Origin of the sequence: Vreelandella sedimenti, from assembly GCF_013416325.1 — a bacterium.
GTDB classification, from domain to species: domain Bacteria; phylum Pseudomonadota; class Gammaproteobacteria; order Pseudomonadales; family Halomonadaceae; genus Vreelandella; species Vreelandella sedimenti.
In genome coordinates this window covers 220,221-244,622 of sequence record NZ_JACCGK010000003.1, presented here as the reverse complement: position 1 = coordinate 244,622, position 24,402 = coordinate 220,221, and the positions used below count along the sequence as shown (strand labels likewise).

The 24,402-nt window shown below is 55.6% G+C and carries 24 protein-coding genes and 1 other RNA gene; 4 read left to right on the top strand and 21 right to left on the bottom strand.

Features of this window, described 5'->3' with window-relative positions:
• Positions 1–28: 28 nt before the first annotated feature.
• From HZU72_RS04675 to rsmI, 13 genes are all read right to left on the bottom strand, one after another.
• On the bottom strand, positions 29–970 hold the full coding sequence (locus HZU72_RS04675; RefSeq protein WP_180090750.1) for a D-alanine--D-alanine ligase: 942 nt from the start codon (positions 968–970) through the stop codon (positions 29–31).
• Positions 967–2,412 carry a UDP-N-acetylmuramate--L-alanine ligase gene (murC, locus tag HZU72_RS04670; protein ID WP_180090801.1) on the bottom strand — a complete coding sequence of 482 codons (1,446 nt, stop codon included), beginning with the start codon at positions 2,410–2,412 and terminating at the stop codon, positions 967–969. Before murC ends, HZU72_RS04675 begins: the two co-directional genes overlap by 4 nt.
• Positions 2,413–2,429: 17 nt before the next feature.
• The gene (gene murG, locus HZU72_RS04665; protein ID WP_180090749.1) at positions 2,430–3,527 is read right to left on the bottom strand and encodes an undecaprenyldiphospho-muramoylpentapeptide beta-N-acetylglucosaminyltransferase; all 1,098 of its coding nucleotides are present in this window, start codon (positions 3,525–3,527) and stop codon (positions 2,430–2,432) included.
• Between the two features lie 33 nt (positions 3,528–3,560).
• Entirely contained in the window at positions 3,561–4,742 is a 1,182-nt protein-coding gene (gene ftsW, locus HZU72_RS04660) for a putative lipid II flippase FtsW (RefSeq protein ID WP_180090748.1), read from the bottom strand.
• Entirely contained in the window at positions 4,739–6,127 is a 1,389-nt protein-coding gene (gene murD, locus HZU72_RS04655; RefSeq protein ID WP_180090747.1) for a UDP-N-acetylmuramoyl-L-alanine--D-glutamate ligase, read from the bottom strand. Before murD ends, ftsW begins: the two co-directional genes overlap by 4 nt.
• Positions 6,128–6,199: 72 nt before the next feature.
• On the bottom strand, positions 6,200–7,282 hold the full coding sequence (mraY, locus tag HZU72_RS04650; protein WP_180090746.1) for a phospho-N-acetylmuramoyl-pentapeptide-transferase: 1,083 nt from the start codon (positions 7,280–7,282) through the stop codon (positions 6,200–6,202).
• Positions 7,283–7,296: 14 nt separating this feature from the next.
• Complete coding sequence (locus HZU72_RS04645) at positions 7,297–8,649, bottom strand: UDP-N-acetylmuramoyl-tripeptide--D-alanyl-D-alanine ligase (RefSeq protein ID WP_180090745.1); 1,353 nt, start codon at positions 8,647–8,649, stop codon at positions 7,297–7,299.
• Entirely contained in the window at positions 8,649–10,142 is a 1,494-nt protein-coding gene (locus tag HZU72_RS04640; RefSeq protein WP_180090744.1) for a UDP-N-acetylmuramoyl-L-alanyl-D-glutamate--2,6-diaminopimelate ligase, read from the bottom strand. Before HZU72_RS04640 ends, HZU72_RS04645 begins: the two co-directional genes overlap by 1 nt.
• A gap of 17 nt (positions 10,143–10,159) precedes the next feature.
• Positions 10,160–11,866: a peptidoglycan D,D-transpeptidase FtsI family protein gene (locus HZU72_RS04635; protein WP_180090743.1), complete on the bottom strand. Its 1,707-nt coding sequence runs from the start codon at positions 11,864–11,866 to the stop codon at positions 10,160–10,162.
• Positions 11,863–12,198: a cell division protein FtsL gene (gene ftsL, locus HZU72_RS04630; protein ID WP_022523909.1), complete on the bottom strand. Its 336-nt coding sequence runs from the start codon at positions 12,196–12,198 to the stop codon at positions 11,863–11,865. Before ftsL ends, HZU72_RS04635 begins: the two co-directional genes overlap by 4 nt.
• 8 nt (positions 12,199–12,206) lie before the next feature.
• Entirely contained in the window at positions 12,207–13,163 is a 957-nt protein-coding gene (gene rsmH, locus HZU72_RS04625) for a 16S rRNA (cytosine(1402)-N(4))-methyltransferase RsmH (protein WP_180090742.1), read from the bottom strand.
• 67 nt (positions 13,164–13,230) lie between these two features.
• Positions 13,231–13,601: RNase P RNA component class A (rnpB, locus tag HZU72_RS04620), an RNA gene on the bottom strand.
• A 32-nt stretch (positions 13,602–13,633) separates the two neighbouring features.
• On the bottom strand, positions 13,634–14,491 hold the full coding sequence (gene rsmI / locus HZU72_RS04615; protein ID WP_180090741.1) for a 16S rRNA (cytidine(1402)-2'-O)-methyltransferase: 858 nt from the start codon (positions 14,489–14,491) through the stop codon (positions 13,634–13,636).
• Positions 14,492–14,605: 114 nt separating this feature from the next.
• On the opposite strand from rsmI, the gene HZU72_RS04610 reads away from it, so the two are divergent.
• The 4 genes from HZU72_RS04610 (at position 14,606) to HZU72_RS04595 (ending at position 17,790) form a co-directional block, all read left to right on the top strand.
• Complete coding sequence (locus HZU72_RS04610) at positions 14,606–16,114, top strand: penicillin-binding protein activator (RefSeq protein ID WP_180090740.1); 1,509 nt, start codon at positions 14,606–14,608, stop codon at positions 16,112–16,114.
• Positions 16,104–16,475, top strand: coding sequence for a YraN family protein (locus HZU72_RS04605; RefSeq protein WP_180090739.1), 372 nt, complete (start codon positions 16,104–16,106; stop codon positions 16,473–16,475). The genes HZU72_RS04610 and HZU72_RS04605 overlap by 11 nt, the downstream gene beginning before the upstream one ends.
• 87 nt (positions 16,476–16,562) lie before the next feature.
• Positions 16,563–17,153, top strand: a complete 591-nt coding sequence (locus tag HZU72_RS04600; protein ID WP_007114714.1) for a phosphoheptose isomerase — start codon at positions 16,563–16,565, stop codon at positions 17,151–17,153.
• A gap of 64 nt (positions 17,154–17,217) precedes the next feature.
• On the top strand, positions 17,218–17,790 hold the full coding sequence (locus HZU72_RS04595; protein ID WP_180090738.1) for a BON domain-containing protein: 573 nt from the start codon (positions 17,218–17,220) through the stop codon (positions 17,788–17,790).
• Between the two features lie 88 nt (positions 17,791–17,878).
• Here the strand turns inward: HZU72_RS04595 and HZU72_RS04590 are convergent, their stop codons facing one another.
• From HZU72_RS04590 to zapE, 8 genes are all read right to left on the bottom strand, one after another.
• Positions 17,879–18,385 carry a ClpXP protease specificity-enhancing factor gene (locus HZU72_RS04590; protein WP_180090737.1) on the bottom strand — a complete coding sequence of 169 codons (507 nt, stop codon included), beginning with the start codon at positions 18,383–18,385 and terminating at the stop codon, positions 17,879–17,881.
• Between the two features lie 66 nt (positions 18,386–18,451).
• Positions 18,452–19,078, bottom strand: a complete 627-nt coding sequence (sspA, locus tag HZU72_RS04585; protein WP_007114711.1) for a stringent starvation protein SspA — start codon at positions 19,076–19,078, stop codon at positions 18,452–18,454.
• A gap of 149 nt (positions 19,079–19,227) precedes the next feature.
• Complete coding sequence (locus tag HZU72_RS04580) at positions 19,228–19,995, bottom strand: cytochrome c1 (RefSeq protein WP_180090736.1); 768 nt, start codon at positions 19,993–19,995, stop codon at positions 19,228–19,230.
• Positions 19,995–21,254 carry a cytochrome b gene (locus HZU72_RS04575; protein WP_180090735.1) on the bottom strand — a complete coding sequence of 420 codons (1,260 nt, stop codon included), beginning with the start codon at positions 21,252–21,254 and terminating at the stop codon, positions 19,995–19,997. The genes HZU72_RS04580 and HZU72_RS04575 overlap by 1 nt, the downstream gene beginning before the upstream one ends.
• Entirely contained in the window at positions 21,254–21,853 is a 600-nt protein-coding gene (gene petA / locus HZU72_RS04570) for a ubiquinol-cytochrome c reductase iron-sulfur subunit (RefSeq protein WP_022523917.1), read from the bottom strand. The genes HZU72_RS04575 and petA overlap by 1 nt, the downstream gene beginning before the upstream one ends.
• A gap of 208 nt (positions 21,854–22,061) precedes the next feature.
• Complete coding sequence (gene rpsI, locus HZU72_RS04565; protein ID WP_022523918.1) at positions 22,062–22,451, bottom strand: 30S ribosomal protein S9; 390 nt, start codon at positions 22,449–22,451, stop codon at positions 22,062–22,064.
• A gap of 13 nt (positions 22,452–22,464) precedes the next feature.
• Positions 22,465–22,893 (bottom strand): 50S ribosomal protein L13, encoded by a 429-nt coding sequence (gene rplM / locus HZU72_RS04560; protein ID WP_022523919.1) that lies wholly within the window; start codon positions 22,891–22,893, stop codon positions 22,465–22,467.
• 184 nt (positions 22,894–23,077) lie between these two features.
• A complete protein-coding gene (gene zapE, locus HZU72_RS04555) occupies positions 23,078–24,274 on the bottom strand; it encodes a cell division protein ZapE (protein ID WP_180090734.1) in 1,197 nt (398 codons plus the stop codon).
• Between the last annotated feature and the right edge of the window lie 128 nt (positions 24,275–24,402).

The following is a 24,402-nucleotide window of genomic DNA, read 5'->3' as shown; positions in this document are numbered from 1 at the left end:
AAAAAGGCGCTTTTAAACAAGTCATTACTCATGCGGTGAAATGCTCGCCTGCGGTGTTGAGTATTCGCAACACTAGATCATCAAAGCTGATGCCCGCGTGAGCCGCCGCTTGAGGTACCAAACTATGATCGGTCATGCCTGGCACCGTATTGACTTCCAACAGCCAAAAACGCCCTTCACTATCACGCATGACATCAACCCGACCCCAGCCGACTCCACCGATAGCGGCAAACGCCTGCTGGCAAAGCAATGCAAGCTCAGCCTCATGCTGTGCCGACAAACCGCAGGGCAAGTGATACTGGGTGGTATTAGCGATATATTTGGCCTCGTAGTCGTAGAAACCACCCGGTACTTCAACACGAATCGCCGGTAATACCTGATCACCTAGCAGCGCAACGGTATACTCTTCACCCACCACAAAACGCTCCGCCATCACGCGGGCGTCGAACTGGGCCGCCTCGTGATAGGCCGCTTCAAGCGCTGCCTGGTTTTTTACAATGCTAATACCCAGCGTCGACCCTTCATGCACAGGCTTCACAATCAACGGCAAGCTAAGTTGCTCGACCACGGCGGACCACTCCGCCGTTGCCTCTAACATAATACTTTCAGGGGTGGGTAGCCCAACCGCGCTCCATACCTGCTTGGTGCGCTGCTTATCCATCCCCAGGGCTGAAGCGAGCACCCCGCTGCCGGTATAAGGAATGTCGAGCAGTTCTAGTGCCCCCTGTAGAGTGCCGTCTTCCCCACCGCGGCCATGCAGAGCCACAAAGACAAGCGAGGGAGCCAATTGCTCCAAGCCCACTAGGCCGTTGTCGCGGGGATCATAGCCACAGGCATTGACACCTTTACGTTGCAGCGCCTCAAGCACCGCTGACCCACTTTTCAGCGACACCTCGCGTTCAGCAGAGGTGCCACCGTAAACGACAACGACTTTTTCAAGAGACTGGGGAGTTGCTACGTCAACACTCACAGATCCACCTCGTTCATCGCTAGCTGTGCTTGTGCCAAGCGCAGGGAGATCCCACCCACATCACCGGCGCCCTGGGTTATTAAAATATCGCCTGGGCGCAATACGTTGGTTAACAGCGCAGGCAGTTCGTGTTTATGCTCAACAAATAGCGGGTCGACGTCACCACGCTGTCGAATAGAGCCCGCCAAGGTTTTTCCTTCGGCACCAGGAATAACCGCTTCACCGGCGCTATAAACATCAAGCAGCACAAGCGTATCGACTTGAGAAAGCACCCTGACAAAATCTTCGTATAAATCGCGGGTACGGCTATAGCGATGGGGCTGATAAAGCATGACTAGGCGACGGTCTGGCCAGCCTGCACGAATCGCCTGAATGACCATATCAACTTCACGAGGATGGTGACCATAGTCATCCACCAACATGATATCGCCGCCCCCTTGGGGTGCAGAGAAATGGCCATGCACCTGAAAACGGCGACCAACACCGGCAAAACCTGCCAGACCACTCAGAATAGCGCTATCGCTCACACCGGCATCGGTGGCTACCACAATTGCCGCCATGGCGTTTAGAGCATTGTGGCGCCCCGGCATAGCCAAACGGACATTTAACGGCGCAGCGCCGCCAGGGCGTAGCGCCGTGAACGTCACTTCACCGCCACGCTGGGCAAAATCGACAATCCGGTAATCGGCATCGCTATCAAACCCATAGGTCACGAACTGCCGCTTCACCTGTTCACACAGCACGCGCACATGCGGGTCATCGATACACAGCACAGCCAAGCCATAAAACGGCAAGTTGTGTAGGAATTCGATAAAGGTACTTTTGAGCCGTTCAAAGTCGCCGCCATAGGTCGCCATATGGTCAGCATCGATATTGGTGACAACCGACACCATCGGCTGTAGGTGTAAAAAAGAGGCGTCGGATTCATCGGCTTCAGCAACTAAATAGTCGCCCTCACCTAAGCGGGCATTAGCGCCGGCACTGGTCAGCTTGCCACCAATCACAAAGGTGGGATCGAGTCCCCCTTCAGCCAGCAATGTTGCCGTCAAGCTGGTCGTGGTGGTTTTACCATGGGTACCCGCCACGGCAATACCGTGACGAAAACGCATTAGTTCAGCGAGCATTTCAGCCCGGCGCACCACCGGCACGCGGTGCTCATGGGCCCAGCGTATTTCTGGATTGGTTTCATCAATGGCACTCGACACCACCACCACATCAGCGCCCTCGACATTGGCCTCGGCATGTCCGATCGCAACACAAACACCGCATTGCCGCAGCCGCTCCACGACCGAAGAGGTTTTCGCATCACTACCGCTCACGGTGTAACCTTGATTCGCTAACACCTCGGCAATACCGCACATCCCTGCGCCACCAATGCCGACAAAATGGAGTCGCTGAATTCGGCGCATGCCGGGGCCAGCGGCAGAACGTGAGGGTGTCATGGCTTTGTCTGAATCGATCACGCAGAGTCTCCTAACGGCACCATCGCCAAACACCCTTCAGCCAAGCGCTTCGTGGCGTCTAAATGGGCAGCCTGACGTGCATTCGCTGCCATCGCAGCCAGGGTATTTGGGACGAGCAATTGATTTAAAAATTCACTTAACCGCTCAACAGTGAGCTCAGACTGAACCACGCACTTTGCCGCTCCCGCCTTGACTAGCACCTGGGCATTGATCCGCTGATGGTCATCAACGGCAAAAGGAAACGGCACTAGCAGCGCTGGCTTGGCCGCAGCGGCCAACTCCGCGACAGTCAGGGCACCTGAGCGACACACCACTAAGTCGGCCCACTCGTAGGCAGCAGCCATATCATCAATAAAGGGGCTAACCTCGGCGCTCACGCCGTGCTGCTGATAATTTTCAGCAGTGGTCTTTTCACGGTTTTTACCCGCCTGATGGCGCACCAGGGGGCGACGCTCAATGGGCAGAGCTGCCAGCGCGGGGGCCAAGCGTTCGTTAAGGGCGACAGCACCGAGCGAGCCTCCCACTACCAGCAACCGCAGAGGCCTTGCAGAGAGGATCTCCGCATCTCTTGGGGTATTCCCTAAGGCGGCGATATCGTCACGCACTGGATTGCCAATGACATCGGCACGCGCCCCAAAGGCCTCAGGGAAAGCGGCATAGGTACGCTTGGCGAGTCGTGACAGCACGCGATTGGTCAGGCCTGCCACGGCATTCTGCTCATGGATCACTAAAGGAACGCGCGTCAGCCAAGCAGCTAACCCGCCGGGACCACTGGCAAAGCCCCCCAAACCGACCACCACCTGAGGCTTGAAGTCGCGAATAACCGCACGCGCCTGCAACACCGCACGGCTAAGGTTAAGAGGTGCTTTTAGCCAGCCCATCAAGCCATTGCCGCGCAGCCCGCTAACCGCAATTGTATGTAATTTAATGCCCGCTTCGGGGACCAGGCGGTTTTCAATCCCTCTAGGGCTGCCCAACCACTCAACGTCGACCTGCTGCGCTTGCAAAGCGTTGGCGAGTGACAAGGCTGGGAACACGTGGCCGCCGGTGCCCCCCGCCATAATCAGTACTCGTCGGCTAACGTTAGTCGTCACATCAAACTCCTGATAGCACCAAGCGGCATCGCATTACGATAAACGCGGTTCATGGCGCGATTTATAGGGGGTGGACGCGCGTCGGGGGCGATGACGTGTTTCAGCATCCGTGCGCAGCAGTAGCCCAACCATTATACCTGTCACTAGCAGGCTAGAGCCGCCATAGCTCATCAGCGGCAGCGTTAGCCCTTTAGTCGGCAACAGCCCGGAACTTACCGCCATGTTAATAAACGCCTGGGCGGCTACGACAAAACCGATGCCGTAGCTTACATAAGCGCCAAATAGATGCCCTGCCAGTTCAGCTTTGCGCCCTATCCACATAGCGCGGGCAATAAACAGCGTGAACAACAGCACGACGATAATCGCGCCTATCATGCCCAACTCTTCAGCGATTACGGCAAAGATAAAGTCGGTATGCGCCTCGGGCAGGTAATGCAGTTTTTGCACACTGTTACCCAACCCAGTGCCCGTCACATGACCTCGCCCGAAGGCTATTAACGCCTGAGTTAACTGGTAACCGGTCGCAAACTGATCGGCCCAGGGGTCTAAAAAACTGGTCCACCGGGCCAGCCGGTAGGGTTCTATCAGCACCATTACAACCGCCCCGGAGCCGAGCAACAGCCCGCTGCCAATCAGCAGCACCAGCGAGGCACCGCACATCATCAGCATGCCAATCACGCAGACGGTAAAGACCACCATCCCGCCGAAATCAGGCGCTAAAAATAGCAGCCCAACCGGTACGGCGAGCACGGCCAGTGGGCGCCACATGCTGAACGCTCGGCGACGCAAGTCGTAGGTAAAACGCGACATAAATGCCGCCATATAGAAAATCAGCCCGACTTTGGCAAATTCGGAGACCTGTAAACTCGGCAATGGCCCCGGCAACGCTATCCAGCGCTTACTACCATTGATCTCCTGACCAACAATCAGCACCAAAACCAATAGAAAAATAGTGGCGAGCAGAATCAGCGCTGCGTTTTGGCGCCACACTTCAAGCGGCACGCAGAGCATAAAAACGCAGGCAATGATGGCAAGCACCAGGAAAACGCCGTGCTGACGTGAGTAGTGATAAGTATCTTCCAGCAAGCCAATCGAAGCCGAGCTGACCATGACCCAACCCAACCCCGCCAAGGCAACCGCCGCTACAATGAGCCACACATCGCAGGGTAGATCACGGGTGGTAAGCACCGTGCGCAGACGCTGAATTCGACTCATGGCGCCTCCCCTCTGGCAGGCAGTGCCCGCTGCTGTACCCAGCGGCGGAATACATCGCCGCGCTGCTGATAGTTAGCAAACTGATCCAGGCTCGCGCAAGCGGGCGATAACAACACGCAGTCGCCCGGCTGGGCAAGCTCAAAGGCTGTCTCCATCGCCTGGGTTAAATCCTCCACCTGCTGAATGCTGACGTATTCAGTCAAGGCGTCGGCTAACCGCGGGGCATCTAAACCAAACAGCAGCACGTGCCGCGCGCACCTCGAAAGCGGTTCAGCCAAGGGGGAAAAATCAGCGCCCTTACCTACCCCGCCCGCCAGTAGAATCAAACGCCCTTTCAGTGTTGAGCCAATGCCATTAATGGCCGCTAAGGTAGCGCCTACGTTGGTACCCTTGGTGTCGTTGACCCAGGTGACGCCGTTAATCTGCGCAATGACTTCACTACGGTGCTCCAAGCCGTTAAATTCCCGCAGCGCGCTGCACATGGGCTCGGCTGCAAAGCCCAGTGCCTGGCCCATGGCCAGTGCCGCCAAAGCATTGAGGTAGTTGTGCTGGCCGGCCATTTTTAGCTCATCAATAGCCAACCAAGGGGTGGAACCCTGCATTAACGTCAGCTTCTCGTGGCGAAACGCCAGCCCCCACTCGCCCCCCTTTGGGGCTGCTTGCGTAAAGTAAGACACTTGATCAACGGGATATTCAGGCCACGTGTTAGGATCATCAGCATTCACCACGGCATGCTCGGCACCAATAAAAATACGCTGTTTGGCGGCGCGATAGCCATGCATATCGCCATGGCGATCCAGGTGGTCTTCGGATAAGTTCAGAAAGGCAGCACAGCTGGCATTCAGGTGGGGCGTCATTTCAAGCTGAAAGCTTGAAAGTTCTAAGATATAGAGCGCGGCATCGGGATGGTTGGCCAACAGATCCAGCGCGGGGGTGCCAAGATTCCCCCCCACCGCCGCATTAACACCGGCAGCAGCGGCCATTTCCCCCAGCAGCGAAGTGACTGTTGACTTGGCATTGGATCCGGTAATAGCGGCGATGGGGGCGTTAGCGGCGCGTACAAAGAGGGCTATTTCGCCCACCACCATCGGCTCACCTGTGCGCGGATTTAGTTGATCCGCCAGCTCTATCAAGCCCGGCATTCTCGGATCAAGACCAGGGCTAACCACCACCTCATCAACATCACGCAGATCCAGCGACGTTAACGGGCCACAGTGAACTGCAACACCCGGATGAGTGGCTTTAAAGTCATCCAACCCCGGAGGTTCAGCACGTGTATCCGCTGCCATGTAGGGCACTTTTAAGCGGCTTAAATGGCGGCATATCGCTCGACCCGATAGCCCCAGCCCCACCACTAGCGTTAATCCTTTAGCAACTCGAACCATCACCGGTTTCCTCTCGCCTCATGCTCTCGACCCGTCGATCCACTCTTGGCCATTTGCATCAACGAACTTTCATTAACGAACCTTGAGCGTTGCGAGGCCGAGCAGCACCAGCACCACGGTAATGATCCAAAAACGCACGATTACCCGCGGCTCAGGCCAGCCTTTCAATTCATAGTGGTGATGCAGTGGCGCCATGCGAAAGATGCGCCGCCCGGTAAGCTTATAGGATCCCACCTGAAGGATGACCGACACCGTCTCCATGACAAAAATACCGCCCATAATAAACAGCACGATTTCCTGGCGCACGATCACTGCCACCACCCCCAACGCAGCCCCTAACGCCAAGGCGCCTACGTCGCCCATAAAGACCTGGGCGGGGTAAGTGTTGAACCATAAAAAGCCAAGCCCGGCACCGGCAATGGTGGCACAAAAAACCGCCAGCTCACCGGTACCGGCAATAAACGGAATATGTAAATATTCGGCAAACACGGTATTGCCGCTGGCATAAGCAAACACTGACAAGCCCATGGCCACCAGTACCGTAGGCATAATTGCCAAGCCATCGAGGCCATCGGTCAAATTAACCGCATTGGAACTGCCCACAATCACAAAGTAGGTAAGCACGATATAGAATAGGCCCAGCGGCAGCGCGACTTCTTTGAACATTGGCACTAACAAGCTGGTTTCGACCGGCGTTGAAGCGGTCAAATAGAGCAGCACTGCCGCCCCAAGCCCCACCACCGACTGCCAGAAATACTTCCAGCGAGCGGGTAAGCCACGCGGATTTTTCTCCACTACTTTGCGGTAATCATCGACCCAGCCGATGGCACCAAAACCTAGCGTGACGCCTAATACCACCCAAATATAAAGATTGGTTAGGTCACCCCATAGCAAGGTACTCATGGCGATGGCCAACAGAATCATCGCCCCACCCATGGTCGGGGTACCCGCCTTGGAAAGATGGGACTGAGGACCATCGTCACGCACGGATTGACCGATTTGCCCCTCGACCAGCCTGCGGATCATCCATGGCCCCAGCCATAAGCAGAGCATTAATGAGGTGAGAGCGCCTAAAATCACGCGCAGAGTTAAATAATTGACTACCTGAAAATCAGACTGGTACTGCGACAGAAAATTCGCCAAGTGAAGTAACATGAACGGCGTTTACCTTATTTATCCGAACGCAGTGCATTGATGACATGTTCCATGCCCGCACTGCGCGACCCTTTCACCAGCAAGGTGGTGTCCGGCGGCAAAGTATTAGTGACATGACGCGTTAGCGCCTCGTGATCGTTAAAATGCAGCCCACGACCAAAGGCCTCGCTGGCAGCGCTTGCCGCGTCGCCCAGCGTCAACAGCTGATCAATACCAAGTTCTGCAGCGTAACGGCCAATGTCCGCGTGCAGCGCTGCCGACTCGTCTCCCAGCTCGCCCATTACGCCCAACGCACACCAGCGTGGGGCCGGGAAACTTGCCAGCGTATCCAGAGCGGCTTTGACCGCCCCGGGGTTGGCATTGTAAGTATCATCCAGTAGTTTGCCCCCCCGCAAACCGGGCACCACGGTTAGCCTACCCGCTAGCGCTTGCAATGCATCCAAGCGCGTAATGATCTGCTCAGGCGGCACGCCCAGCGCTAATGCCGCGGCAGCCGCAGCTAAGGCATTGCTGACATTATGCTTGCCAAGTAGCGGTAAACGCACTTGGCCCAGCGCCTGACCATGCTGCAGTAGCGTGAAAGCATACCGCCCTTGAGGATCACAGGAAAGCGCTGAGGCGCTGACATGTGCCTGGGGATGAAAGCCAAAGCTAACCACTCGCCTTGGGGCCGCACGCGAAGCCCAAAAGGAGTAGTAGCGATCATCGCGGTTCAATATGGCCGTACCCTGCTCGCTTAGCCCAACGAGCAGTTCACTTTTCGCCTGGGCGATCTGCCCCATGCCGCCAAACTCACCCACATGGGCGCCGGTGACATTGGTGATAATCGCAATATCGGGCTGTGACAGCGGCGCCGTCCAGGCGATTTCACCCAGATGATTAGCGCCTAACTCTATCACGGCGACTTTGTGCTGTTGCCGCAATCGCAATAAGGTCAGCGGCGCACCGAAATCGTTGTTCAGATTCCCCTCGGTCGCTAACACCTCGCCCAAAGGCCTCAGCAGTGCCGCGCACATCTCCTTAACCGTGGTTTTACCGCTATTGCCGGTGACCGCTACCAAGGGCCCGTGCCATGCGCGCCGATGTTCACCGGCTAGCAATCCCAGGGCTAAGCGCGTATCGGGGCACACCAATTGGGGTAAGTCGCTGGCAACAGGTGCGTCGACCAACGCCGCTACCGCGCCGAGCGCATGGGCACGCTCGACAAAATCGTGGCCATCAAAATTGGCGCCTTTTAACGCGACAAACAGGCAGCCAGGCTCAATTTTACGACTATCGGTAACAACCGAGTGAATGATTAACTGAGCACTGCCTGACGGCGATTCAATGCCGAGCGCCGCGGCCACTTGACCAAGAGCCCAATGCATTACTGCGCTTTCCGCTGGGCAAAGGCGCGCTGAATCTCTTCGCTATCGGCGTAAGGATGGCGTACCCCTTGTATCTCCTGATATGCCTCATGCCCTTTCCCGGCGATCAGCACCACATCCTGGGCGCCAGCTTGTTGAATAGCCGCTGCTACGGCCTCTCGGCGCTCAGCGATTTCAATCGGTTGCACCACCGTTGAGAACCCGCTCAGAATCTGCTCACGGATTTGCGCGGCGGATTCATTCCGCGGATTATCGTCAGTGACAACGATGTGATCTGCCAACTGTTCGGCGGCCCGGGCCATCTCAGCTCGCTTACCCGTATCACGCTCCCCGCCACAGCCAAACACACACCACAATTTACCCGCGTCCCCCAAGTGAGCCCGTAGCGCCTGAAGGGCACTCTGTAGGGCATCAGGTGTGTGGGCATAATCCACAACCACACTGGGAGCCCCCACATCGCCATAGCGCTCCATACGCCCCGGCACAGGAGAAAGCGTTGTCGCTGCGTCAAACAGCGCATCGAGGGATTCGCCTAACCCATACAGCACAGCCATCGCTAGCAGGACGTTATCTAAATTAAAGCGCCCCATTAACGTTAAGCGCAGCATTTTCTCGCCGTCGGGGGTCGCAATCATCGCCTGCTGCCCCTGCTCGAACGCCTGCCAGTCCAGCACCCGCAGCGTAACGGCCTCGTCTTGCCCGGTGGCCAGCACACGTACGCGGCTACTAGCACCAGCCAGCATTAAGCGCGCCAAGGGGTCATCACCATTCACCACCGCCAAGCTAAGCTCAGAACGGCGAAACAGCTTGGCTTTCGAGGCCGCATAGGCCGCCATACTGCCGTGATAATCTAAATGATCGCGGGTCAGATTGGTAAACACTCCTACGCTGACGTTGACCGCTTCCAACCGGTACTGATCCAGAGCGTGGGAAGAGGCTTCGAGGGCAACGCGCTTCACCCCCTGCTGGGCCAACTCACCCAGCGTCGCCTGCAGCGCCAAGGGGCCAGGCGTGGTTAAGCCACTATCGCTCAGCTCGCCAGGCCGCCCCACGCCTAAGGTGCCGACAAGACCCGCAGGTGTTCCCAATGCTTCGCTGAGGGCAGCAATATAGTGAGTAACAGAGCTTTTACCATTTGTACCGGTCACCGCAATGACTTCCAGATCGCTAGGCACCTGGTACAGTGCCCTGCCTAGCTCACCTAAGCGCGACGACAAATGCGGCAGCTTCAGCACCCGCCCTTCAAGCTGTACATCGCCGTGAGACCCCTGCGCTAAAACAAGCGAAGCCCCAGCTTCAAGGGCTTGCTCGATGAAATCGCGTCCGTCACGCTGGCTGCCAGGCACGGCCACGAAAATGTCGCCCTTGGCAAGCTTGCGCGAGTTCATTTCAATGCGCACCTGATCCGGCAGCTTGGGCAGGTCAGCGGGCAGTGGTGACTTAGGCCATACTTTCGCGAGTGCCGTTAATATTTCGCCTGGACTCAGCGTCATGCCATCTCCTTAAAATACTACTCCGCCTCGTGATCCGGCGGTACGTCCAGCAAGCGTAAAGCATTCCCCGTCACGCTGGAAAAAACCGGTGCGGCAACAGCGCCGCCATAAAACTCGCCTGCTTTGGGGTGATCAATCATTACCACTGTGACAATACGCGGGTCAGAAATAGGCGCAATACCAGCAAAGACGCTGCGGTAGGCATCGGTGGTATAGCCCTGCTGGCCTATTTTGCGCACCGTGCCCGTTTTGCCGCCAACACGATAACCCTCGACACGAGCTCGCCGCCCGCCGGTATAGGCCGCAACGGAAGTTTCCAGTATCCGCAACAGGTCATTGGCAACCGAAGGCTCTATCGCGGGGATGCCTTGGGGCGGCTCAGAAAGGCGTAGCAGTGAGGGCGGCAAACGCACGCCATCATTGGCTAGCGCCGTGTAAGCACTCGCCAACTGCACCGCTGACACGGATAGGCCGTAACCGTAGGAGAGCGTCGCCCGCTCGCTGCGCGACCAGCGAACCGGTGCCGGTAAGCTGCCAGTGGACTCGCCAGGAAAACCGGTTCCGGGTGCCTGCCCCAGCCCTAACTGGTTATACTTTTCCCAAATCGCCGTATCGCTCAACCGCAGCGCCAGTCGAGACATCCCAACATTCGAAGAATGTTCCAGAATGCCAGCCAAATCCAGCTCGCCATAATTACGGAAATCGCGAATGGTGAACTGATCCAGTCGCATCCAACCAGGCGAGGTATCAACCACAGCGTTGCGATCCACCACGCCGCTCTCTAACACGGCAGCCATGGCCAGCGGCTTCATCACCGAGCCGGGCTCAAATACATCGACCAACGCTTGGTTACGTAACCCACGCGGATCAAGCCCCGCTCGGTTGTTAGGGTTGTAGGAGGGTAAGTTAGCCATAGCCAACACCTCTCCCGTGCGGGCATCCATCATCACCAACACGCCGCCATCGGCCTCATTCTCAGCTACCGCTGCGCGCAGCTCCCGGTAAGCCATATATTGAATGCGTTGATCAATAGAGAGGGTCAATTCGCCCCCCGGCTGGGCTTCGTCAATAACGCCCAGCTCACGAACCAGGCGCCCGCGGCGATCTTTAATGACCCGCCGCTGACCTGGTCGCCCCGCCAGGTAAGGCTGATAAGAAAGCTCCAAGCCCTCCTGACCGACATCGTCAACGTTGGTTACCCCCAGCAGTTGGGCGGCGACCTCGCCAGCGGGATAGTAGCGTTTATATTCACGCTGCGGATAAACGCCGGGCGTGCGCAGGTTTAGAATCTGCTGGGCCGCCGCAGGGGTCATCTGACGGCGTAAATACATGAACTCATGCTCGCTGAAGCGAGCCACCCGCGCCTCGAAGTCACCCAGCGTCATACCCAACGCCTGGGCCAGCATTACACGCTGTATAGCATCGTCGGGTAGCTCTTGCGGATTAGCCCAGAGGGTGACCACTGGCGTGGAAATCGCCAACGGTTCGCCATTGCGGTCTGTAATCATGCCGCGGTGGGCAGGGATCGTTTCGTGACGAAGAGTACGCGCGTCACCCTGGCTTTGCAGAAAGGGTCGGTCAATGACCTGCAGCAGGGTAATCCGACCAATCAAAATAGCCGATGCCAAGCCAATCGCAAGCATAATAAACATGAACCGCCCGCCGCCGAGCGGAGGGGCAATCGGCGCCTGACGCGAGGTACCGCCGCGACGTTCGCTTCTCATGGCCGAATCACCTCAACATCATGGACATCGGGGATTCGCATACCCAGGCGATCAGTGGCAATTTGTTCAATACGGGCAGGTGTTGACCATGCGCCCTCCTCAAGTAGCAGTTGCCCCCACTCCGTTTGCAACTGGTTCTCTTCTTGCTCCAGCTGTTGCAGCTGAGCAAATTGAACCCGCGTCATATGGGTAGTGACAACCACGCCCAGCCCAGAGGCCATGCAGAGTAGAAAGAGTAGCGTAATAGCTACCGGCCAGGCGCGCAAACGCAGCCTGAAAGGCCATTCGGTGCGTAGCGTGGTTGCCCACTGCTCAATCCGATCCATGCTCATGATGACATTTACATCCGTTTGCGTGCAGCCCGCATGACGGCACTACGTGCGCGAGGATTGGCATCCACTTCCTCCTCGCTTGGCCGCACACCTTTGCCTAGCGCTTCAAGACGCCGATTCATTTGATCGTCGCGAATCGGCACCCCTCGCGGCAAGTCGGTATCGCCGCGGACATGGTGGCGAATAAAGCGCTTCACGCGACGATCTTCCAACGAGTGAAAGCTGATAACCACTAAGTGACCACCAGGCGCCAGCGCCTCTAGCGCGGCGTCTAAAGCACTGTCTAATTGCTCCAGCTCGCCGTTGACGAAAATACGCAGCCCTTGAAATGCTTTGGTGGCAGGGTGGCGTCCCTTTTCCCAGGCGGGGTGGGCTACTTTTAATACCTCGGCCAAATCCACTGTGTGGGTAAACGGCTTCTCGACCCGGCGAGTGACCACGGCGCGGGCCAAACGTTTAGCATAGCGCTCTTCGCCGTAAGTTTTAAACACGTAGGCAATGTCTGCTTCACTGGCCCGGGCCAGGAAATCAGCCACACTTTGTCCTTGGGTAGGATCCATACGCATATCTAGCGGGCCATCGCGCATAAAGCTGAAGCCGCGCTCGGGGTCATCTAGTTGAGGCGACGACACGCCAACATCGAGTAACACGCCGGAAAGCTTGCCAAATACACCCTGCTCACGGGCAAACTCGGCTAGTTGAGCAAATTCTCGCTGGGTAATCTGAAAGCGTGGATCGTCTATGTCAGCGGCCGCGGCAATCGCTTGGGGATCGCGATCCATCGCAAGCAGTTGGCCGTGGGCATCCAGACGATCAAGGATCAATCGTGAGTGACCGCCTCTCCCGAAGGTGCCATCTAAATAGACACCTCGCGCATCGTGCACCAGAGCATCGACAGCACCTTCCAGTAGTACGCTGGTATGGCGAAAGCGGGTAGCAACCTGTTCAGCGTCAGGAGAAGGCATGTTTTACTCACACAAGATAATAGAGACAGCGTCATTAAGAGCGTGCAAGCACGCTCTGGTACGTAAGTGGGGGAGTCGGCCGATAAGCCGGGTTCTGTCGTGGACAGCCATTCCTCTAGGCGCTGCGTTACCACAGCGCTCAAGCAACCTACCCGGATCCAGCGCGGGCCACGCCATTGGATCCCTATTTGGTCTTGCTCCGAGTGGGGTTTACCATGCCACGCACTGTTACCAGGCGCGCGGTGCGCTCTTACCGCACCCTTTCACCCTTACCGGCCCCAGAGGTTTATTTCAGGGACTTAGGCGGTCTACTCTCTGCTGCACTTTCCGTCGGCTCACGCCGCCCAGGCGTTACCTGGCACTCTGCCCTATGGAGCCCGGACTTTCCTCCCCCAACACCTTTTAAGGGGTATTAGCGGCGACTGTCTGGCCAACTCCGGCGGCAAGCATACCAGCGCCCTCGACTTGCCTCAATGCTCACCTTTAATTGCTTGCAAACGCGCGTACCAGACTTGCTTACGACCACCGAGCATTCGCGCGGCAATTGCAGCGCCCTGCTTCACGCCAACCCCCTCTGCCAGCAGTGCCTCCAGCAACGCGTCCGCTGATATATCCTGATGCTCACTCTGCTCAACCGGCGGTGCCCCGGCAACAATCACCACGAATTCGCCGCGGGTTTGATTAGGGTCGGCAGTCAATTGCTCCAGTAACGATGCAGGCGTACCGTATAAAAACGTCTCGAAGGTTTTAGTGAGCTCACGCGCCAAGACCACATCGCGATCCGCCATTTGCGCCTGTAACGCTTCAAGGGTATGCATAATACGGTGGGGGGATTCATAAAACACCAGCGTCTCTTCGCGGGTCTTCCAACCCTCCAATGCTTGGCGTCGTGCGCCTGGCTTGGCAGGCAAAAAACCGGCAAACACAAAGCGGTCTGTTGGCAGTCCCGCCCCTGACAGCGCAGTAATCAGGGCACAGGGGCCGGGGATAGGCACAATATGGCGATTGCGCGCCCGCAACTCACGTACCAGTACAAAGCCAGGATCGCTAATCAACGGTGTGCCGGCGTCACTGATCAGGGCAATATCTTCACCTGCGGCGAGATAACTATCCAAAGCATCTACCCGGCGCGCTTCGTTGTGCTCATGCAAAGAAAGCATAGGCTTGTTTAGCCCCAAGTGCGCCAACAGGCGGCCACTATGGCGGGTATCTTCAGCGGCAATTCGTGTCACTTGGCCCAGCACCCGAGCGGCACGCGCGGTTAAGTCATCCAAATTCCCAATTGGCGTGGCAACCACGTACAATGTGCCCGGATTATCGTCTGTCATTGTTGACTCTCAATTCGTTGATGGCTTGCCCTGCTGGTGCGCTATGCTTGTGCAGTGGCTTGGTCAATCGCTGACAAGCAGCGACAGCGCAAATGGAAACCTAAGGAAGGATACATGAAACAGTCATTACGTGGCTTACTCGCCGCTGCCCTTGTGGCATTTCTCGTTGCTGGCTGTGCGATGCAATCGCCTAGCGTGGTAGATAGAATGCCCGATGAAGACCCTGGCCAGCTACTCAGCCAAGCGGAACAGCAAGCGCCAGAGCAAGCCGCGAAAACACGCCTGGAAGCGGCTAATATTCTGGCCCGTCAAGGTGAGCGCGACAGAGCCTTCGAAACCGCCGATGGGATTGATGAAAGCTTGCTCTCAGAACCCGACCGGGTGCGCTGGGCACTGCTATTTTCCGAGCTTGCCCGCGCGCTGGATGAACCCCGTGCCGTGCTGCGCGCCACCCAGGTCCTCGACGACGGACTGCCGATGCAGGCTAACCAGCAGGAGCGGCTTGAAGAGCGCCAGCGCTGGGCCCGCGAGGCGCTTGATCAGCCCAGCGGTGCGGTGAGCGTTGCGCTGCCAGAGCTTGAGGGTCAGGAAATACGCCGCATCGTGGTAGCTCTGCCCGAATCAGGCCCGCTTAGCAGCGTCGCCAATACTATTGCCTCGGCTATGCGGCAGCACCATGACGTCAAGGGCAGCAGCGTTGAGCTGAGCTTTCTGGACGCCTCACGCTACTCGATGGATGAGCTCTATGACCGCGCCCAGCAAATGAATGCGCAGTTAATTATTGGCCCGCTGGATAAGGATCAAGTTACCCAGCTAGAACAGCGCGATAGCGTGCCGCTCCCTACACTGGCGCTCAACTATGGCAGCGGTGATAACAATCAAGCCCAGCGACTCTTCCAGTACGGGCTTTCAGCCGAAGATGAAGCGCGCCAAGCTGCCCGTCGTGCCTGGCAGGACGGGCAGCGCCAAATATCCATGATGGTTCCGGATAACGGCTGGGGCCGACGCGTAGGCGAAGCCTTCTGGAATGAGTGGCATAGCCAGGGTGGCGAAATCACCAATGCCGTGCGCTATAACCCGGATAGCTCGGTCTCCAATGCCGTACAAACTGCGCTCAACGTCAGCGGTGATCGCGCGCGCCTAAGCAATATTGACGCCCTATTCCTGCTCGCACTGCCAGAGTATGCGCGCCAGGTACCGCCGACTATGGATTACTACTACGCCCCCAACCTGCCGATCTATGCCACTTCACACTTGCATGAAGGTCGCCTGCAAACGCGCCTTGACCAAGATCTAAACGATGTCATGTTCGTTGATATCCCCTGGCAGATCCCCGATGCCGCCGTCGGTGGCGAAGAGGCTCTTCCCTTTGCATCTACCTACCAAAGCCTGCGGGATGAATCAGACGCTTCCATGTTCCGTCTGATGGCAATGGGCGTTGATGCTTACGAGCTGGCTATCCGCTTTTCCAACCTTGGCGAGCTGAACGGCCTTAATGGCAGTACCGGCACCCTCTACTTAAGCGACGATGGTCGTATCTACCGCGAGCTGCCCTGGGCCAAATTTCAGAATGGCGTGCCCTCGCCCATTTTAATCCCAAACCTGGACGACAGTGACGACTAACGCTCACACCGCCCGCGCCCGCGGCGCAGCCATTGAGCAGCTTGCCGCTCAATGGCTGCGCCAACAGGGGCTCACCCTTGTCACGCAGAATCATTACGTGAAAGGAGGTGAGCTTGACTTGGTAATGCGCGATGGCGATATTCTCGTTTTTATCGAGGTCAAACACCGCACGACGACGCGCTACGGGCATCCGCTGGAAACGATCACTTACCAGAAGCAGCAACGCCTAGTGCGTGCGGCACGGCTCTATATCGCCCGCGGCGGGCTTTCTTCACCCTGCCGCTTTGATATCCTGGCCATAACGGGCAAGCCGCCCAACCTTGAGTTTCACTGGGTAAAAGCTGCCTTTGATGCCTTTTGACTGCTTTTTTAAGCTGTTTTTATAAACTGGCTTTAAAAACGGTCTTTAAAAAAACACTCTTTATCACTATTCAACCAGGAAGCCCTGATGGACTTTCAATCTCGGATACTCGGCCACTTCAACGCTAGCATCGATACCAAGACGTACGCCAGCGAAGTACTTCCGCCGTTCATTGAAGTGGCTAGCCAAATGATGGTGCAGTGCCTTGTCAGCGAAGGAAAAATCCTCGCCTGCGGCAATGGCGGCAGCGCTGGCGACAGCCAACACTTCTCCTCTGAACTGCTCAACCGCTTTGAGCGAGAACGCCCTAGCCTCCCTGCCCTGGCACTCACTACTGATACATCCACACTCACTTCAATCGCAAACGACTATAGCTACAATGAGGTGTTTTCAAAGCAGATTCGCGCCCTCGGGCAGCCCGGCGATGTACTCTTAGCTATCTCCACCAGTGGCAATTCGGGCAATATTGTGCAGGCCATTCAAGCCGCCCATGATCGCGACATGACCGTGGTTGCCCTTACCGGCCGCGACGGTGGCGATATGGCATCACTGTTAGGCCAGGATGACTGCGAGATTCGCGTCCCGGCGACATCGACGGCGCGCATCCAGGAAGTTCACCTGCTGGTGATTCACTGTTTATGCGATCTTATCGATGAACAGCTGTTTGGCAGCGCTTAGTCGCCATTTATACTGTGTTAACAACCACGATGTCTTTAACTGCTAGCATCAAAGGAGTCATACGATGACCCAACGCCTCTCCCCCCGCGGCTTCATGGCCGTTGCGCTTTGCGCGACACTCTTCATTACCGGCTGTGCTAATAACTCAGCCTCCAATCAGTCCAACTATGCTCAGCGTAGCGACGATGTTGAAGCCATCGATACCACCATTGAGCGTGAAGTTGATGACGCGTTAAAGCGTGCCGACGCCCGGCTAGGCGATGCCCGCATTCGTGCCCACAGTTATAACGGCGTTGTGCTTCTGGTGGGCCAAGTCCCCAGTGAAGAGCTTCGCGATATGGCGGGTGAAGTTACCAGCAATCTACGCGGCGTTACTGACGTCCACAACGAACTCACCATCGCCGCTCGCCTACCGGCCAGCCAGCGCCTGACCGACACATGGCTCACCACGAATGTTGTCAGCCACCTGGCAACCAACGACCGCATCGACTCTTCAAAAATCAAAGTCACCACCGAAAATGCCAGCGTATATCTGATGGGCCGCGTGACCCGGGAAGAGGCTGACCGTATCGTCAATGCCGCTTCCTCGGTTGGTGGTGTACAACGAATCGTAAAAGTATTTGATTACCTAGACTAAGCCGCTATTTTCCCATTGCGTTTTAGCAGCCACAAAAAAGCCTCGCTTATTAAGCGAGGCTTTTTTGTGGACGGCACACCCCAGGATGTTATTTAACAACCCGCAGGGTTGGTTTTTTCTTCGCCTTACTCTTAGCTTGAGACTCTTTTTCAGACGTATCCGCTGACGCCGTTGAGTCACTGTCACTCTTTTCAGAAACGGGCTCTGTGATCGACAGCTCAGGCTTACTAGAGGGCTTCTCTTCGTCCTCACTAGGTCCAAAAGAGTCGGTTCCATCGCCTAGCTCAGGCTCATGACCAAAGACCATACCTGCACCGTTCTCACGGGCGTAAATAGCGATTAAGGCCGGAGTCGGGATCATTACCTGCATAGGCTGCCCGCCAAAGCGCGCATTAAAGCCTATCGCCTGATTCTCCATAAAAAGATCACGCACTGCAGTCGGCGCCACGTTCAAAACGATCTGACCGTTTTGAACAAACTGGCGGGGCACCTCAACGCCAGGCAAGGTAGCATCAACCACCAGGTAAGGCGTTAGCTCATTATCCAACAACCACTCATAGAGTGCTCGGGCGAGATAGGGGCGACTCGATTTCATCTAGACTCCCTCCTCCTTACAAGAAAGGCTCCCTGCCCTTATCAAGCACAAAGGAGCCAAATGAATTCAAGCGCGCATCTCTTTTTCACGCTCACTTAAAGATGCCTTAAACGCTTCACGCTCGAATACTCGCGACATGTAGGACAGCAGCGGCTTAACCTGCTTCTCGGGCAATTCGATATTGAGTTCCGGCAAACGCCACAATACAGGCGCTAAACAACAATCCACCAGCGTAAACTCTTCGCTCATGAAGTAAGGCATATCCTCGAAAATTGGCGATATGCCAATCAGGCTTTCACGCAACTCTTTACGCGCTTTATCTGCCTCTTTCTTTCCACCACTGCGAATCAGGTCGACCATTGGGCACCACTCGCGCTCAATGCGGTGCATCCATAGGCGGCTTTGCGCACGCGCTACTGGATAAACAGGCAATAGCGGAGGATGCGGGAAACGCTCATCCAGGTACTCCATCATGACTTTGGACTCATACAGCACCAAGTCACGATCTAACAGCGTCGGTACGCTGTTGTACGGATTGAGGTCTGCCAGCTCTTCCGGTGGTTTTTCGTCGAGCACATCGACGATATCGACGGCAACCCCCTTCTCGGCCAGCACAATGCGCACACGATGACTGAAATGATCATCACTGCCTGAGTAAAAGATCATCGACGACCGCTTGGCCACAACACCCATGAAAGCATCCTCACATCAAAACAATCTTGGATAATAACACGCCAGCGCTACCTTAGGGGAAGCCAGCTTGCTTTGCTTTACTGCCATGCTGACAAGCAAAAGGCGCACGACTTACGCCGTGCGCCCCACTGACCATCAGCTACTGCTAATTAGTGGATATCTCGCCAGTACTCGCGCTTGAGCAGGTAAGCAATCACACCAAAAATAAAAATAAAGATCAGTACTTTGGGCCCCAGCGCCTGTGCTTGAAGCTTGGAGGGCTCACCTACATAAGCCAGGAAGTTAGTAAGATCATACATCGCCTCCTCAAATTCCGCAGGCTCGAGCTCCCCCGGCTCAGTCACTTGCAGCACGTCACAAGACTGATACTTGCCCGATAACGCATCCGGTTCCTGCCCTTCTACCGGGTGATCAGTTTCAGCACATACCAGCTCTTGCACGCCCTGCAGAGGCTCTAACACGTTCGGCATTGCCACTAGGTCAAACACCGTATTGTTAACGCCCGTGGGACGGCTAGGATCTTTGTAGAAACCGAGCAAATAAGAGTAAATCCAATCGGTTCCACGCACACGCGTCTTGAGCGACAGGTCGGGCGGCGGCGCACCAAACCAACCCTCCGCATCACCGCTGTTCATGGCGTTATGCATTTGATCGTTGTAAGCCAAATCTGACGAGAAAATCAGATTCTCTTCAACCAAATCCTGAGGCATCCCCAAGTCATCTGCCGCTCGCGAAAAGCGTTGATAGTTAAGCGAGTGACAGCCCATGCAGTAGTTAACATAGAGCTTCATGCCATTTTGCAATGAGGCCTGATCGTGCAGATCAGGATCCATCGAGTGAGGCACACTTGTACCCCCTGCAGCCATCGCGGTTACTGGCACTAAGGCGAAAAGGAGTCCAAATAGATACTTTTTCATTAGCCAGTCACCCTTTCCGGAACGGGTTTAGTCTTCTCCAGCTTGGTGTAGAACGGCATCAAGACAAAGAAGGCGAAATAGATCACGGTGCACGCCTGGGCTAGCAGCGTTCTGCCCTCTGTCGATGGCAACACACCTAAAACACCCAGGATGACAAAACTGATAGCAAACAGTGTCAGCATGACTTTCGACATCCAGCCTTTGTAACGCATAGAGCGCACGGGGCTACGATCCAGCCAGGGCAGAACAAATAGTATTGCAATCGCCGCGCCCATAAATATAACCCCTAGGAACTTGGCGTCTAAACCAAATACCGAGAAAGTTATGGCACGGAGAATGGCGTAGAACGGTGTCATATACCAAACGGGGGCAATGTGATCGGGTGTCTGCAGCGGGTTCGCCTGATCAAAGTTAGGCCGCTCAATGAAGTAGCCACCGCCTTCGGGGAAGTAGAACACCACTACGCAGAAAACGAACAGGAACACCGCCACACCGACAAGGTCTTTCACCGTGTAGTAGGGGTGGAACGGAATCCCATCCAGCGGCACACCGGCCTCATCCTTCTTCTGCTTGATGTCAATGCCGTCCGGGTTGTTCGAACCCACTTCATGCAAAGCAATGATGTGCAGCACAACCAGTGCCAGAATAACGATTGGCAGCGCAACCACATGCAGCGCAAAGAAGCGGTTTAGGGTAATGCCTGAAATCAGGAAGTCACCACGCACCCACTGTGCCAGGTCAGGGCCGATCGCCGGAATCGCTGAGAACAGCGAGATAATCACCTGCGCGCCCCAGTAGGACATTTGCCCCCACGGCAGCAGATACCCCATAAAGGCTTCCGCCATTAGCACCAGGTAAATAGTCATGCCGAAGACCCACACTAACTCGCGCGGGGCTTTATAGGAACCGTACAAAAGGCCACGGAACATATGCAGATAGACAACGAGGAAGAAGGCGGAGGCCCCAGTGGTGTGCATATAGCGAATCAACCACCCCCACTCCACATCACGCATGATGTATTCGACGGAATCGAAGGCACCTTCAGCTGAGGGATTAAAACTCATGGTCAACCAAACCCCGGTGAGGATTTGGTTGACCAGCGCCAGCAGCGCTAATGAGCCAAAGAAGTACCAGAAATTGAAGTTTTTCGGCGCGTAATATTTGGAGAGGTGCTCTTGCCACATCTGAGTAGCAGGGAAGCGATCATCCACCCAACGCATGAGGCCTTTTTCCGCCTTGGCTTTATTCGGATTACCCATTAGGCAGTCTCCTCATCTTCGCCGACGATGATGATATCGTCATTCTCAAAGCGGTAGGGTGGAACCTCAAGATTGGTCGGCGCGGGAACGTTGTTAAATACGCGACCTGCCAAATCAAAGCGAGAACCGTGGCATGGACAGAAGAAACCACCCGGCCAGTTATCAACGCCTACGCCCTCTGCGTCGGGTTCAGGCCGGAATAACGGCGAACAGCCTAGGTGAGTGCAAATACCGATCAGCACCCCAATCTCGGGCTTGATAGAGCGCAATCCACCCTCAATATAAGCGGGCTGCTGTGGCTCTTCCGAATCCGGATCGGCCAATTGCTCACCGCTCAGCGACTCAGTGCGCTCGATCATTTCCGGCGTGCGATTAATGATCCATATTGGCCGACCACGCCACTCAACGGTCATACGCTGCCCAGGCTCAAGCTTGGAAATATCTGCTTGAACGGGAGCACCCGCCGCTCTTGCTTTGGCACTAGGCTGCCAAGAAGCCACAAAGGGGACCGCTACCCCGACAGCACCTACCGCACCCACAACGGAGGTGGCGCCTACGAGGAAACGGCGTCGGCCTTTGTTTACGCCGTTATCTGCCATTTCAGGTTTCTCCCATCAGCTTACCCGTTCCGCCGCAAAGGCGTCTTGCGGCGACGAATATTAATTACGCTCTATGGTAAAAAAACAAAGCGCTGTGCACAAGAACAACCGCTCGTGACCATAGTGGTACGAGCAATATAATTTTTTGATATTCCAATAAAAAACGCCCAGGTCGATGACCTGGGCGTTTTGCCGCATAGCGTAAAAATTAACGCTTCGAGAACTGCGGACGACGACGTGCTTTGCGCAGACCGACTTTCTTACGTTCAACTTGACGCGCATCACGCGTTACGTAGCCAGCGGCACGTAGCGAAGGACGCAGGTCTTCATTGTAGTTCATCAGGGCACGTGTAATGCCGTGACGGATTGCGCCAGCTTGAGAAGAACCACCACCACCAGCGACAGTCACGAAGATGTCAAACTGGTTCAGGGTTTCAGTCAATTCAAGCGGCTGGCGAACAACCATGCGACCGGTAACACGACCAAAATAGAGGTCAAGGTCTTGGTTATTGACAGTAATTTTGCCAGAGCCCGGCTTCATAAACACGCGAGCGGTGGAAGTCTTGCGGCGCCCGGTACCGTAATACTGCTGTGTCATGGCGAAGATTTCCTCAGAGGTTCAGTTCAAGCGGCTGTTGGGCAGCATGCGGATGCTCGTCGCCAGCGTACACTTTCAACTTAGTGTACATGGCACGGCCCAAGGGACCTTTCGGCAACATACCTTTAACGGCAGACTCAATAATACGCTCGGGCGCATGATCAAGCATTTTGTCGAATGTCATAGAGCGCAGACCGCCCGGGTAACCAGTGTGGCGGTAATAGGTTTTAGCCTTCGCCTTATTACCAGTTACGTGGACTTTCTCTGCGTTGATCACGACGATGTAGTCGCCAGTATCAACGTGAGGGGTAAATTCGGGCTTATGCTTGCCACGTAGGCGGCGAGCAATCTCGGTTGCCAGACGACCGAGCGTTTTGTCCGTAGCGTCGACTACATACCAGTCGCGCTGGACGGACTGCGGCTTAGCACTGAACGTCTTCATGGATGAAATCACCAGATTAAATGTATTGGGTGACTTACACCGTTGTACGGCGAAGCACCATCCCTATTCTTTTTGGTTGCTGGTTTAACCCAGCAACATGCAGCGAGGCGGCATTCTACAGTAAGGCCACTGACAAGTTAAGCCGTATCGTGACTTTTTTACTAAGCCGACACCCCGTCAGGCTTTAAGGCTTATGTGCCAGCGCCAAGTACTCTTTGGACTGCATCTCCTGCAGACGCGACAAAGTCCGCTGGAACTCGAACGTCAGCTTGCCATCGCTATACAGCTCTTCAATCGGCGCTTCCGCGGACATCAGTAGTTTGACGCCACGATCATAAAACTCATCGACCATATTGATGAAGCGGCGCGCCTGATCATCCTGCTTGGCATTCATACGCCTCACATTGGAAACCAGCACCGTATGAAACTCCCTGGCCAGTTCAATATAGTCATTTTGACTGCGCGGCCCGTCACACAGCTCAAGAAACTCAAACCAAGCGACATCATCATGCAGCCGACGTGTTTTCAACACGCGGTGATTTACCTCTAGCGACGCCTGTGACTCGCCTTCGTGCCCGGCTATTTCCCTAAAGCTGCGCGATAGCTCGCGCTCAGCGGCTTCATCCAGCGGCGAGTAGAAGATGGCCGCACGCTCTAATGCGCGCAGTCGATAATCCACCCCAGAATCGACATTAACCACCTCACAATGACGATTCACAAGCTCAATGGCCGGCAAAAAGCGCGCCCGCTGCAGGCCATCTTTATATAAATCATCAGGTACGATATTAGAGGTCGCCACCAATACTACTCCGCGCTCAAACAACGCCTCTAGCAAGTTGGCAAGAATCATCGCATCGGTAATATCTTTGACGAAAAACTCATCAAAGCAAATAACCCTCGCCTCAGTGGCAAACTTACCCGCGATTAGGGTCAGTGGATTCTTTTCGCCTTTGTAGTGGGTCAGCTCGTTATGGACGCGCTGCATAAAGCGGTGAAAATGGGTACGCATTTTGTCGGGAAAGGGCAAGGCTTCATAAAAGGTATCGACCAAGTAGGTTTTGCCCCGCCCTACCCCACCCCAAAAATAGAGCCCTTGGATATTGGGCAAGACAGGCTTGTCAGCCGATGAGGATTTCTTGCCCATCAAACCCGCCATCTTGGCTTTTAACCCTTTATGGAGCCCTTTATTCGCAACCAGAGCTTTGGGAACGGTTGTTGGTGCAGCGATAAGCTCATCATAGAGCCGCTGTAAATGTTTTACTGCCAACTCCTGCGCTGCATCATATTGAAAATCATCACGCTCTAAGTCCGCCCGATAGCGCTCTATAGGCGATGCAGGGCGCGTTTTTGACGATGCCCTACTCGCAGTTGTTGATGACATGCACTCGCCTCCCACAGCATGTAAGGCAGCCGCCAGTACATTACTGGCAACCTTGAGAAGGCTGTGATTATACCCGTAGAGACATCTAAGCGCATGAGCGGATTGACCCAACCGGCTGAGTGACGCCT